Source organism: Alysiella crassa DSM 2578 (assembly GCF_000745955.1).
GTDB classification, from domain to species: Bacteria; Pseudomonadota; Gammaproteobacteria; order Burkholderiales; family Neisseriaceae; genus Simonsiella; species Simonsiella crassa.
The window spans coordinates 1-11,477 of sequence record NZ_JQKH01000080.1 but is presented as its reverse complement, the minus strand read 5'-3'; the positions used below and the strand labels follow the sequence as shown (position 1 = coordinate 11,477).

The 11,477-nt window shown below is 46.0% G+C and carries 14 protein-coding genes and 1 tRNA gene; 7 read left to right on the top strand and 8 right to left on the bottom strand.

Annotated elements, in window-relative coordinates; genetic code table 11:
• Positions 1-344: 344 nt before the first annotated feature.
• Together truA and Q338_RS10375 are read right to left on the bottom strand one after the other, a co-directional pair.
• Entirely contained in the window at positions 345-1,127 is a 783-nt protein-coding gene (truA, locus tag Q338_RS10380) for a tRNA pseudouridine(38-40) synthase TruA (protein WP_034295095.1), read from the bottom strand.
• A 307-nt stretch (positions 1,128-1,434) separates the two neighbouring features.
• Positions 1,435-2,370, bottom strand: a complete 936-nt coding sequence (locus Q338_RS10375; protein ID WP_051968606.1) for an NAD(P)H-hydrate dehydratase — start codon at positions 2,368-2,370, stop codon at positions 1,435-1,437.
• Positions 2,371-2,628: 258 nt separating this feature from the next.
• Here Q338_RS10375 and lpxA point away from each other — a divergent pair, with 258 nt between their 5' ends.
• Together lpxA and Q338_RS10365 are read left to right on the top strand one after the other, a co-directional pair.
• Complete coding sequence (gene lpxA / locus Q338_RS10370; protein WP_034295092.1) at positions 2,629-3,405, top strand: acyl-ACP--UDP-N-acetylglucosamine O-acyltransferase; 777 nt, start codon at positions 2,629-2,631, stop codon at positions 3,403-3,405.
• 102 nt (positions 3,406-3,507) lie between these two features.
• On the top strand, positions 3,508-3,936 hold the full coding sequence (locus tag Q338_RS10365) for an SEL1-like repeat protein (protein WP_034295088.1): 429 nt from the start codon (positions 3,508-3,510) through the stop codon (positions 3,934-3,936).
• 69 nt (positions 3,937-4,005) lie between these two features.
• On the opposite strand, the gene fabZ is transcribed toward Q338_RS10365, so the two are convergent.
• Positions 4,006-4,455: a 3-hydroxyacyl-ACP dehydratase FabZ gene (fabZ, locus tag Q338_RS10360; protein WP_034295086.1), complete on the bottom strand. Its 450-nt coding sequence runs from the start codon at positions 4,453-4,455 to the stop codon at positions 4,006-4,008.
• A 90-nt stretch (positions 4,456-4,545) separates the two neighbouring features.
• Positions 4,546-4,911 (bottom strand): roadblock/LC7 domain-containing protein, encoded by a 366-nt coding sequence (locus tag Q338_RS10355; RefSeq protein ID WP_034295084.1) that lies wholly within the window; start codon positions 4,909-4,911, stop codon positions 4,546-4,548.
• Positions 4,912-5,194: 283 nt separating this feature from the next.
• Between Q338_RS10355 and Q338_RS10350 the strand changes: the two genes are divergently transcribed.
• The 3 genes from Q338_RS10350 to Q338_RS10340 all read left to right on the top strand — a co-directional run bounded on the left by Q338_RS10350 (position 5,195) and on the right by Q338_RS10340 (position 7,294).
• A tRNA-Ser gene (locus Q338_RS10350) sits at positions 5,195-5,288 on the top strand.
• 149 nt (positions 5,289-5,437) lie between these two features.
• A complete protein-coding gene (plsX, locus tag Q338_RS10345) occupies positions 5,438-6,502 on the top strand; it encodes a phosphate acyltransferase PlsX (RefSeq protein WP_034295082.1) in 1,065 nt (354 codons plus the stop codon).
• Between the two features lie 87 nt (positions 6,503-6,589).
• Positions 6,590-7,294, top strand: a complete 705-nt coding sequence (locus Q338_RS10340) for an SAM-dependent methyltransferase (RefSeq protein ID WP_034295080.1) — start codon at positions 6,590-6,592, stop codon at positions 7,292-7,294.
• Between the two features lie 64 nt (positions 7,295-7,358).
• Here the strand turns inward: Q338_RS10340 and Q338_RS14140 are convergent, their stop codons facing one another.
• From Q338_RS14140 to Q338_RS10325, 3 genes are all read right to left on the bottom strand, one after another.
• Positions 7,359-8,141, bottom strand: coding sequence for a septal ring lytic transglycosylase RlpA family protein (locus Q338_RS14140; RefSeq protein WP_245946727.1), 783 nt, complete (start codon positions 8,139-8,141; stop codon positions 7,359-7,361).
• 187 nt (positions 8,142-8,328) lie between these two features.
• Positions 8,329-8,793, bottom strand: coding sequence for a tRNA (uridine(34)/cytosine(34)/5-carboxymethylaminomethyluridine(34)-2'-O)-methyltransferase TrmL (gene trmL, locus Q338_RS10330; RefSeq protein WP_034295098.1), 465 nt, complete (start codon positions 8,791-8,793; stop codon positions 8,329-8,331).
• Between the two features lie 174 nt (positions 8,794-8,967).
• Positions 8,968-9,606 carry a ComF family protein gene (locus tag Q338_RS10325; protein WP_034295078.1) on the bottom strand — a complete coding sequence of 213 codons (639 nt, stop codon included), beginning with the start codon at positions 9,604-9,606 and terminating at the stop codon, positions 8,968-8,970.
• Here Q338_RS10325 and bioH point away from each other — a divergent pair.
• The gene (gene bioH, locus Q338_RS10320) at positions 9,605-10,342 is read left to right on the top strand and encodes a pimeloyl-ACP methyl ester esterase BioH (protein WP_034295076.1); all 738 of its coding nucleotides are present in this window, start codon (positions 9,605-9,607) and stop codon (positions 10,340-10,342) included. The two genes, Q338_RS10325 and bioH, sit on opposite strands and share 2 nt — an antisense overlap.
• 75 nt (positions 10,343-10,417) lie before the next feature.
• On the opposite strand, the gene fur is transcribed toward bioH, so the two are convergent.
• On the bottom strand, positions 10,418-10,843 hold the full coding sequence (fur, locus tag Q338_RS10315; RefSeq protein ID WP_034295074.1) for a ferric iron uptake transcriptional regulator: 426 nt from the start codon (positions 10,841-10,843) through the stop codon (positions 10,418-10,420).
• A gap of 361 nt (positions 10,844-11,204) precedes the next feature.
• Here fur and Q338_RS10310 point away from each other — a divergent pair.
• A partial coding sequence (locus Q338_RS10310; protein WP_034295071.1) for a transposase family protein occupies positions 11,205-11,477 on the top strand: 273 nt, incomplete at its 3' end.

Here is an 11,477-nt window from a genome sequence, read left to right as displayed (position 1 = left end):
TTCCCTCTCCTTTGGGCATGGGTATCTACACATCTTTTTACAATAAAATTAAAAGGTTATTTGAAATATCAATTCAATAGCCCTTAATTTTAGTTTCAAAATCACGCGTAACACGGCGAGATTTTGTCAGCTTGTTTTGAAATTTTTGTTGAAAAACAATCAACATAATCTCAAAAAAAGATGTGTAGATACCCATGCCTTTGGGAGAGGGTAAAACTCGCAATGCTCAACGATTTTTCCCTCTCCCCAGCCTTCTCCCAAAGGAGAGGGGGTTAGATTGCTGTATCTCAACGATTTCAGGCAGTATTTCATTTTTTGTAGGGTGGCGAAAGGCAGCCTGAAACTCACAACCATTCAGGCTGCCGTGTTTGAATGATGCCAAATTCTTCAGGATAATCCGCGCCCAAAAAATACAAGCCATCGGGCATAAAAGTCGGCGGCGCATGCAAACGGCTACGCATTGCCAATAATTCGCCAAACGCCTCCACCGACAAACGCCCACACCCCACATACACCAGCGCACCGACAATATTGCGTATCATGTGGTGCAAAAAGGCGTTGGCGTGAAAATCCAGTTTGATTAAATCGCCCAATTGGCTCATCTGCACGGCATACATGGTTTTGATGGGCGATTTGGCTTGGCATTCGGCGGCACGGAAACTGGAAAAATCGTGTTCGCCCAATAAAATTTGGGCGGCAGCCTGAATTTTTGCCATGTCTAAATCATAATGTGTCCACCCTGCGCGACCGTATAATAAAGGGGAACGCACGGGCGCGGTTTGCAATAAATAGCGGTATCGCCGCGCAAATGCGTCAAAACGGGCGTGAAAATGCGGCGCAACGGCTTGGGCGTGCAACACGGCAACGCCATCGGGCAAATGCGCGTTCACGCCACGCACCCACGCGCTGATGGGGCGATTGGCTTCGCTGTCAAAATGGACAACTTGCGCGGTGGCGTGTACGCCTGTGTCGGTGCGCCCTGCGGCGGTGATGTTTATGGGGTGATGGGCGATGGCGGCAAGCGCGTTCTCCAAAGCGGTTTGCACGGTGGGTATGGTGGCACTTTGTTTTTGCCAACCATAAAATTGGCTGCCGTCATAAGATACGGTTAGGGCATAGCGAGTCATGTTTGATTTGCAATAGAAATAGATGATTTTGATGTTTTCAGGCTGCCTTTCGGTACTCTACAAAAAATAAAATACAGCCTAAAATCGTTGATATTCAATCCCTTTTTCCCTCTCCTTTGGGAGAGGGCTGGGAGAGGGAAAAATCGTTGAGGATTGCCCGTTTTACTCTCTCCCTAACCCTCTCCCACAGGAGAGGGGACAAGTGGGTGGTAGGTAAAAATTTGTAGGTTAGTAAAAGGCAGCCTGAAGATTTTTATGGTGTACGAAATTGAAAAACGGTCTGATTAAGAATCTGTGTTCGTAATATTTAAATAAAATCTTTATCGTAACTCGTGGTTTGTTCTTCATTTTCCACAATCAAGGTTAATTGATTGCGTACCCAACGCACCGCTTCTGCCAATTCGCCCGCCAACATGCCAATCGGACCAATCTGCATTTGCACCAACACTTCCGCCGCCACACCATGCAACCACACGGCGGCTGGCACCGCTTCTTCCGCTTCAATGCCTTGCGCCAACAGGCTGCCCACCATCCCTGCCAACACATCGCCCGAACCAGCAGTCGCCAAACCCGCATTGCCACTCGGATTGGTTAATAAAAAGCCACGCGCCGATGAAATCAAGGTATCGTGTCCCTTCAAAATCACCCACGCCCGATAGCGCGATGCCAGTTCACGCGCTGCCCAATCACGGTTTTGTTCAATGCGTTCAATGCTGACGTTGAGTAATTTGGCAGCTTCCCCTGGGTGGGGGGTGATGACCAAATCGGTACGTTTGTGTTGCGTGGGGAATAATTCGGAATGTTCGGCTAAAATCGGCAACGCCCCTGCATCTAAAACCAATTGAGTGATGGAGCTGTTCCATAAAGCTTTTAGAATTTGTACCGCCGTTTCATTTTTACTCAAACCGCAGCCCACCACCCAAGTATCCACAATATGATGGTAATTGGTTACCATATCCACCGCATAGTCCACCATAATTTCAGGGCGATTGTGGAACACGGCTGGCGGATTATGCACATGATTCAAACCCACCAACACTTTGCCGCAGCCTGTGTACATCGCGGAAGTCGCCGCCAAAACACTCGCGCCCACCATGCCTTTGCTGCCGCCCACAATCGCCACCGTACCAAATGTACCCTTGTGGCTGTTTTCTGGGCGTGGCTGACACAAAGATGGATAATGCTGTTGCGCGTAGGCGCGATAGGAATCAATTTGAACCAAAGCAAGCGAGCGATTAAACATGATGAAGCCGTTTCCACAAACAAAATGACTTACCATTTTAACACAACTTACTAATAAAAAAGTTGCGCAAAATGGTTATTTTTATTAATGAAATAAATAATCTAATTCAAAATTTTGTGTGAAATAAAAGGGTGCAAAATGGGTTCAGGCTGCCTGAATTTTTTTGCCAATATCCATGCTTTTTGTGGCATAAATAAGCGGTTTGGTTTATGCTTATTCTCTCATTATTATTGTTCAGGCAGCCTGAAAGGATTCATCATGACTTTAATCCACCCTACCGCCATTATTGACCCGAAAGCGGAATTAGACAGCAGCGTATGCGTGGGCGCATATTCCATCATCGGCGCAAACGTGCAAATTGGCGCAAACACGGAAATTGGCGCACATGTTGTTATTGACGGGCACACCACCATCGGCGAAGACAATAAAATTTTCCAATTCGCCAGCTTGGGTGCCGCACCGCAAGACAAAAAATACCGCGATGAACCCACCAAACTCATCATCGGCAATCGCAACACCATTCGTGAATTCACCACTTTCAACACAGGCACGGTAACAGGCATAGGCGAAACCCGTTTGGGCGATGACAACTGGATTATGGCGTATGTGCATTTGGCGCACGATTGCGTGGTGGGCAACCACACCATTTTCGCCAACAATGCCAGCTTGGCGGGGCATGTGGAAATTGGCGATTATGTGGTGTTGGGCGGCTACACTTTGGTGTTTCAATTTTGCCGCATTGGCGCGTATGCCATGACCGCGTTTGCGGCGGGGGTACACAAAGACGTGCCGCCGTATTTTATGGCTTCAGGTTATCGCGCCGAACCTGCGGGTTTAAACAGCGAAGGCATGCGCCGCAACGGTTTCACCCCCGAACAAATCGCCAGCGTGAAAAAAGCCTACAAAGCCATTTATATGCAAGATTTAAGCCTGAATGACGCCAAAGCCAAAATCGCCGAAATGCGCCAAGAAAGCAATGAATTAGAAATCTTACGCACCTTTATTGACAGTTCCAAACGCGGTATTATTCGTTAATATGGTTTATCTGAATTTCAGGCTGCCTAAAAATAAAGGCAGCCTGAAAATTCAGATTAGCGTAAAATAAGCCCATTTCTTGTCAATACAGATTGCACCGTCATGACCAGCGAATTTCACCCATTCAAGCAGCTACTTGCCAGCGCACAAGCAGGCGATGCCGATTGCTACAAAGCAGTTGCGGTGTGCTATTCCACAGCTTATGGTGTGGCGGCAGACGAAGAACAAGCCCTATATTGGTACAAAAAAGCATGGAAACATCAACACCATAGCGAAATTGCCATCGCCATCGCCCATATTTATTTCAACCAAAACAGCACCCGCAACGCCGTGTATTGGCTAGAAAAAGCAGTGGATTTGGGCAATCCCAACGCCGCATTGGAATATGTGCAACATCTAATGACCCGCAAAAAACTCAAATCCGATGCCCTGCTGTGGCAATTGCTTACCAAAGTGCTTGCCAGCCCCGAAATTGATGATTTACAAAGAAATCAAACCCTTGATATTATTAAACAATTAAGCGAATTATGAACACAGGTTCTAAAATAAGGCAGCCTGAAAACCCAATGACGTTTTCAGGCTGTCTTCAAATATTTTTGTTTACACTTTGCGTTTGGCGCACATAATTTCCGCTTCCACCGCCAACTCATCGCCCACAAACGCTTGTGCCGTGAATTTGCCAATGCCACGTTTGCTTTGCAACAATTTGATTTCAAAAACCAATTGGTCGCCTGGAATCACTTGGCGTTTAAACCGCGCATTATCAATGCCCGCGAAAAAATAAATTTCATCGGGATTGCGTCCGCCTTCGGTCAAAATCGCCAACGCGCCACAGGCTTGCGCCATCGCTTCAATAATCAGCACTCCTGGCATCACAGGAAAATCAGGGAAATGCCCTGTAAACTGCGGCTCGTTCATGCTCACATTTTTCAATGCCGTCAAAGACACGCCGCTTTCAAACGCCGTAATTCTGTCCAACAGCATAAACGGATAGCGATGTGGAATCAGTTTTTGAATGTCTTTCGCTTCAATGGGTAACTGTACGCTCATAAAAAATCCTTATTAAAATCAAAAATTAAATTTCAGGCTGCCTGCACACGAAAAAAGCATACCGCCGTATCCTACGATATGCTTACGCGATTAAGCAACAATCACTTTTTCCGCTTGAAACAAGGTGCGCCGACACGATGACAAATTTGCCGTTTCACGATTAAGCACCATATAAATAAACATATTATTGTTTTGTTGAGAACAAGGGCATAATAAGTGATATTGTGAAGTCATGCTGATGACTATATCGTGAATATAATCGTCATTGTCCAACATAGCGATGGTGCGTTTTTTTGCGCCGATGATGTTGCTGCCAGTTGCGGCAAACACTTCCAAATCAAAACCTTCCTGATTGATTTGGGAAGCCATAATCATACCACTTTCATAGTCCACAATGGCAACCGCAATCACGCCATCTAAAGCAGAAAGTGTACTCACTATTTCTTGTAATTTCATATTATTAAATCTTTCTATAACGAAATGCCCGTAAGCATTTTATTATTAGCACGTGCTTTACAATTCACAGCGTAGGGTATAAGTATATCAAAATTATCAGCCACAAAGAACACAATAAATGAATGCAAATCCAATTTTCCTGATTTGTATCATATAATCGCATAAAATTTTGGAAAAATCACATAATTTTCATTCAGATAAAAAAATACGCCGAAAATTAAATTGACACATTCATCAATCATCTGCATAATACGCAGCTTCAACGCGCTTGTGTTGAATGTTTGGAGTAATGGCTGAGAGGCTGAAGGCACACCCCTGCTAAGGGTGCATCTGGGCTAAAACCTGGATCGAGGGTTCGAATCCCTCTTACTCCGCCAAATTTTAAAACCCCTTGTTTCAACAAGGGGTTTTTTCATGTTTTCAGGTAGCTTGTATTTTTTGCCATATGCGGTAAAAAATGCAAAATCTGCGTTTCAGGCTGCCTGAATGCGTTAAAATAGATTATTTTATTTGGAAAATAGAGAAAATGATTACCTTATCTATTGATGCGATGGGCGGTGATGTGGGTTTGGGCGTTACCGTGCCTGCTGCTGTTGCGTTTTTGGCGAAGCAGCCCAATGCAAATTTGATTATGGTGGGCGATGCAGAGCAGATTCGAGCAGATTTGTTGGCGTTGAATGCGCCTATGAATCGGGTGGAAATTATTCACGCCACGCAGGTGGTGGAAATGGACGAAGCCCCACAAATGGCGTTGAAAAATAAAAAAGATTCGTCTATGCGTGTGGCGATTGAGCAGGTGAAAAGTGGCAAGGCTCAGGCGGCGGTGTCGGCGGGCAACACGGGCGCTTTGATGGCAACGGCGCGTTTTGTGTTGAAAACTTTGAATGGGGTGGAGCGTCCTGCGATTGCGAAATTTTTGCCTGCGCAAGATGGGCATTTGACTTTGATGTTGGATTTGGGGGCGAATGCGGATTGTACGGCGGAGCAGTTGTTTCAGTTTGCAGTGATGGGCAGCGAATTGTTTAGTGCGCTGAAACCGAATCGTGCGCCTGCGCGTGTCGGGCTGCTGAACATCGGCACGGAAGACATTAAAGGCACGGAAGCAGTCAAACAAACCTTTAAATTGCTCAAAGACAGCAGCCTGAATTTTATCGGCAATATTGAAGGCAATGCGGTGTTTACGGGAGAAGTGGACGTGATTGTGGCGGACGGTTTTGTGGGCAATATTGTGTTGAAAACAATTGAAGGGGCAGTCAAATTTATGGGCAATGAGATTCGGCAGGAATTTCATCGCAATATGTTTACCAAATTGGGCGGTTTGGCGGCAAAACCCGCGCTCAATGGTTTTAAGCAAAAACTAGACCCGCGCCGTTTTAATGGGGCGATTTTCTTGGGATTACGTGGCGTGGTGATTAAGAGTCATGGCGGCACGGACGCGGTGGGCTTTGCCTATGCGCTGGAAGAAGCCTACCATGAAGCGCAAGCCGATAGTTTGCAAAAAATTCAAGACGGCGTGGCAGCGCAATTAGCCGCCTACCAAGAGAAAAAAGTATTAGCCGAACAAGCCAGTATGGCAGACGGGGAAGTTTAATTTTTGTGGTTTTCAGGCTGCCTGAAGATTTAGGCAGCCTGAAAAATTATTCGTCCACTCAATTTATTTAATTATCTAAAAAATCAAATGTCTACACTCTATCTTATCCCCACACCACTCGGCACACCCGACACGCCCTGCTTGCTGCCACATGAATTGGCGCAAATTAATCATATTACTGATTTTATTGTAGAATCTGAAAAAACGGCACGTTCTCATCTCAAATATTTTGTGTCCACGCCGATTCGTGAATTGAATTTGAAAACGCTGAACAAACACACACCAGCCCAAGAATTACACGATTTACTCCAACCCCTGCGCGATGGGCGCGATGTCGGCGTACTCAGCGAAGCAGGTTGCCCCGCCATCGCCGACCCAGGGGCGGACGTGGTGGCACTCGCCCACGCGCAAGGTTTTGAAGTGAAACCGCTTGTGGGCGCGTCCAGCATTGTGTTGGCGTTGATGGCTTCGGGGGCGAATGGGCAAAGTTTTGCGTTCAAAGGCTATTTGCCCGCCGACAAAGATGGGCGCACAGACAGCCTGAAAACGCTGGAAACCCGCTCGCGCCAAGTCAATGAAACGCAAATTTTCATTGAAACGCCCTACCGCAATGACGCTTTATTGGCGGACGCGCTGGCGGTACTGCACCCCGACACGCGTGTGTGCGTGGCGTGCGATTTGACTTTGCCCACGCAACTGATTGTCAGTAAAAAAATTTCGGAATGGCGCAAATTGCCCGAATTGCCCAATTTGAAAAAACGCCCCACGATTTTTGTGCTACACGCGTATTAAATTTAAAACAACAAGGCAGCCTGAAAATAGATTTCAGGCTGCCTGATTATTTGAATGAGTTAATTTACGCGGATAATGCGCCCAAACGCTTTTTCATATCGTCTGCAGTTTGCGGCTCTTTAAATGGACCGATACGCACTTGATAGCCTTTGGATTTTTCGTTTTCCATCAATACGATGGGATAATTCAAATTGGCTTCACGCATTTGTGTGCTTAATTTCAACAAATGGGCATTGGCTTCTTTCAGGCTGCCAAACACGGGGGAATCCAAATAAACGGCTTCTTCGCGCCCTGCAAATGGGGCAAACGCGCTTTGTGTGAGTGCGGCAGTAAACAGGGTTTTGGTAACAGTTGCTGCTTGTTTGTTGTTTAATTTATTGGCGTTTACTTTTGCCAAATTGATTTGTTTGCTGACTTTAGGCAGGGTTACGGTAACTTTTTCAAATTTATCGGTGCGAATTTGCACATTTGCCACTTGAATATTGTCATTACCCGCGTCCAAACTTTGAATGCGAATTTGGGCAGAACCCGCGCCCACAAAGCCCAATTGCTGCGCCGCACCTTTAGACAAATCCATTACGCGATTGCCATGGAAAGGTCCACGGTCGTTCACGCGCACAATCACGCTTTTATTGTTCGCCAAATTGGTTACGCGCACATAGCTGGGCAAAGGCAGGCTGCGGTGTGCGGCGGTCATCGCATTCATATTGAAACGCTCGCCATTGCTGGTTTTGCGACCGTGAAAACCCGGTCCATACCATGAAGCCTTGCCCGTTTGGGTGAAATTTTCTACATTGTTGACAGGAGCGGCGTTTGCTTTGTTAATCGCTGCCGTACCTACCAACATCAGCGCAATTAAGCTGATGAAAAATCTGTCTTTTGCTTTAGACATCGTAAACTCCGTTCTGTTGAATAATCTAACACATTTCTTAAATTATAACACAAGCAATTCTTATGCCAAGTAGTTGAATAAATTGATTAAAATTTATTATCCATTGAATTTAGCTTATTTTTATTTTCAGGAAGCCTGAAAACTAAATGCCACCCGCAAAACCATTTTGCCGCCACGCTTCAAACACGGTAATCGCCACCGTATTGGACAAATTCATGCTGCGATTATTCGGCAACATGGGGAAACGAATTTTCTGCGTATCGGGCAGCGCGTTCAAAATGTCGGCGGGCAAACCACGCGTTTCTGCGCCAAACAAAAACACGTCATCGGGCGCAAACGCCACTTGGTCAGGGCGCGTGTTGCCTTTGGTGGTGAGCGCGAAAATGCGGCGACCTGCCAATGCTGCCGCGCATTCGTCCCAATTTTCATGCACGGTTAAGTTGGCAAATTCGTGGTAATCCAAGCCTGCGCGTTTCATTTTCGCGCTGTCTAGCGGAAAACCAAGCGGTTTGACCAAATGCAAGTCGCAGCCCGTGTTGGCGCACAAGCGGATAATATTGCCCGTATTGGGCGGGATTTCGGGTTGATATAAAACAATGGTAAACATAATTTCAATATTTTCAACAAAATAGCCATCTGAAATTAGATTTTCAGATGGCAACTGTTCGCAATATAAACCGCAGAAGCTGATTCGTCAAATTATTTTACATTTCAGGCTGCCTGAAATATGTATGACAATTGAATTAAATATAATGAAATATCAATTATTTAACTGATAAAATCACATTTTCCGCGCCACCACCCACATCGCAATTTGTGCCGCACCAGCCGCTTTCAGGCTGCGTGTTAATTCTGCCAAAGTCGCACCCGTAGTACAAATATCATCTATAATCAATAAATTACAATCTCGAACATCGGCGTGAATGGTAAAACTGTTTTGGATATTTTTCAGGCGTTCGGCGCGATTGAGTGTGCTTTGCGCGGCTTTGTGTTGGCGCTGGACGGCATGGTGAGGCAAGATACGCCAGCCGTAATGCTGGTGTAATGCATCCACCAATTCATCGCATTGATTAAAACCGCGTTCGTTGCGCCGTGTCGCACTCAAGGGCATGGCAAGCACGCAATCGGGCTCAAATTCGCGTAACCAAATCGGTGGATTATTCAACATAATTTGTTGAAATAAATGTGAAAATTGAGTTTTCCCACCATGTTTCCACGCATGCAACGCGCTGGGCAGGGGCGGCACATAATTCGCGCTCGCCCACTCGTGCGCCCATGCCGCTTCGGGGGTGCGGATTTGCTGTTGGCTGGACGGGTAAATCGCCGCCAAATCATGCAGGCAGCCTGAACAGAGTGATTGTTCCGTTAAATTATGGCACAATAGGCAGGAATTTAATTGTGTAAACAAGGCATTAAACATGACAACTCATCTTTGCTTGATTCACGGCTGGGCGGTAAATGGCGCGATTTTCAATGAATTCCGCCGCAGGCTGCCTGAAAATTGGCACACCAGCGCACCGCATTTGTTGGGGCATGGCGACAATGCCCAAGATTTTGATTTGCTCGCCGCCGCCGACACGATGGCGGCGAATTTGCCCGATAACAGTTTTGTGTTGGGTTGGTCGCTGGGTGGTTTGGTGGCGTTGCATATGGCGGCGCGGTTTCCTGAACGGATTAAGGGTTTGATTTTGTGTAATACTTTTGCCAAATTTCAGGCTGCCGCCGATTATCCGCAAGGGCTAAACGCGCACAGTTTGCAGCGCATGACCGTGTTGTTCCAAGAAGATTATCCGAAATATTTGCGACAATTTTTGGAATTACAATTGTTGCACAACGCCGACCGCAAGCAGATTTTAAACGAGATTTTGCCTGACACCATGCGTTATGGCACGCCTACCGCCTTGCAATCCGCGCTCGCCGCCATAGAACACGCCGATGCACGGCAACTGTTGCCCAAAATTGCTACCCCCACGCTATTATTATACGGCGGCAAAGACACCATTACGCCGCCGCGCATGGGCGAATATTTGGCGGCGAATTTGCCCCACGCCGAATTTCATTTGATAGACAAAGCGGCACACGCGCCGTTTTTGAGTCATGCCGATGTGTGTGCCGATGTGTTGGCGGATTGGGTGGAGCGCGTGTCGCAAGCATAATCCACATAATTCAGGCAGCCTGAAAATATTTTCAGGCTGCCTGAATTAATTTATTTAATTGAATTTAAAATCAAATCAACGCTTTTCTTTTTTCTGACACTCGCCGCACACGCCATACATATACAAAGCGTGGTCTACGATGCGGTAGCCATTGTCTTCAGCGATTTTGTCTTGCAAACGCTCAATTTCTGGGTTGTGAAATTCGGTAATCATATTGCATTTCACGCACACCAGATGGTCGTGGTGTTCGCCGCGATTGAGTTCGTAAACTGCTTTGCCGCTTTCAAAATAGTGGCGCAACAAAATGCCTGCTTGTTCAAATTGTGTCAAAACGCGGTAAATGGTTGCCACGCCGATTTCCACGCCGTTTTCCAGCAACAAACGGTACACATCTTCCGCGCTCAAATGTTCTTCGGGGTGGGTTTCAAACAAATCCAAAATTTTCAGACGGGGACCTGTTACTTTTAAGCCATTGTCTTTTAATTGCATAATATTATTCATAATCTTATCTTTCTTTGAGTAATTGTGTTACGCGAACCATAAAAACAACAGGTTAGGCGCAACAGTTGAAAGTCGTTATAATACGCACTTTTAACGCGCTTGCACACGCATAAATAGTAAAAATTTCTAATTGGGAACTTTTAGCTAATTTTGTTTTCAGGCAGCCTTACAGTACACGACAATTTTTTTCCATTTCCACCCATCTGTCCCCTCCGTCCACAACGGGGGGCTAGGGTGGGGGTAAAATCATGGGGAAACAAAAAATTTGCCCTATGCCATGAAACCACCCCACACCCTAACCCCAGACCTGCCAAGTTCTTTTGGTGTAAAATGATAAAGTTAAACTAACGGTAATTTGACCATGCAAACTTTGGAAACCTACTTTTCAGAAATTGAAGACAAAAGACGCAGCGAAGGTAAACGTTACGCGCAAGCTAAATTATTAACAGCCATTGTGATTGCGATAATGGGTGGTGCAAAAAGCTTTCGTGATATAGACCGCTTTTTGAGTAACAATATTGACGATTTAAAACAATATCTTGCTTGGGAACGCGATGCGACACCGAGTCATGAAAAAATCCGAACCTTTATTGGCAGTTTGGATTTTGAGCAAGTCAATCATGCGTTTTGCCTA

Excerpts from the sequence above, each read along its gene's own strand:
- truA (WP_034295095.1), bottom strand. The coding sequence starts at position 1,127 with ATGACTCGCTATGCCCTAACCGTATCTTATGACGGCAGCCAATTTTAT.
- Q338_RS10375 (WP_051968606.1), bottom strand. The coding sequence starts at position 2,370 with ATGTTTAATCGCTCGCTTGCTTTGGTTCAAATTGATTCCTATCGCGCC.
- lpxA (WP_034295092.1), top strand. The coding sequence starts at position 2,629 with ATGACTTTAATCCACCCTACCGCCATTATTGACCCGAAAGCGGAATTA.
- Q338_RS10365 (WP_034295088.1), top strand. The coding sequence starts at position 3,508 with ATGACCAGCGAATTTCACCCATTCAAGCAGCTACTTGCCAGCGCACAA.
- fabZ (WP_034295086.1), bottom strand. The coding sequence starts at position 4,455 with ATGAGCGTACAGTTACCCATTGAAGCGAAAGACATTCAAAAACTGATT.
- Q338_RS10355 (WP_034295084.1), bottom strand. The coding sequence starts at position 4,911 with ATGAAATTACAAGAAATAGTGAGTACACTTTCTGCTTTAGATGGCGTG.
- plsX (WP_034295082.1), top strand. The coding sequence starts at position 5,438 with ATGATTACCTTATCTATTGATGCGATGGGCGGTGATGTGGGTTTGGGC.
- Q338_RS10340 (WP_034295080.1), top strand. The coding sequence starts at position 6,590 with ATGTCTACACTCTATCTTATCCCCACACCACTCGGCACACCCGACACG.
- Q338_RS14140 (WP_245946727.1), bottom strand. The coding sequence starts at position 8,141 with ATGTTGGTAGGTACGGCAGCGATTAACAAAGCAAACGCCGCTCCTGTC.
- trmL (WP_034295098.1), bottom strand. The coding sequence starts at position 8,793 with ATGTTTACCATTGTTTTATATCAACCCGAAATCCCGCCCAATACGGGC.
- bioH (WP_034295076.1), top strand. The coding sequence starts at position 9,605 with ATGACAACTCATCTTTGCTTGATTCACGGCTGGGCGGTAAATGGCGCG.
- Q338_RS10325 (WP_034295078.1), bottom strand. The coding sequence starts at position 9,606 with ATGTTTAATGCCTTGTTTACACAATTAAATTCCTGCCTATTGTGCCAT.
- fur (WP_034295074.1), bottom strand. The coding sequence starts at position 10,843 with ATGAATAATATTATGCAATTAAAAGACAATGGCTTAAAAGTAACAGGT.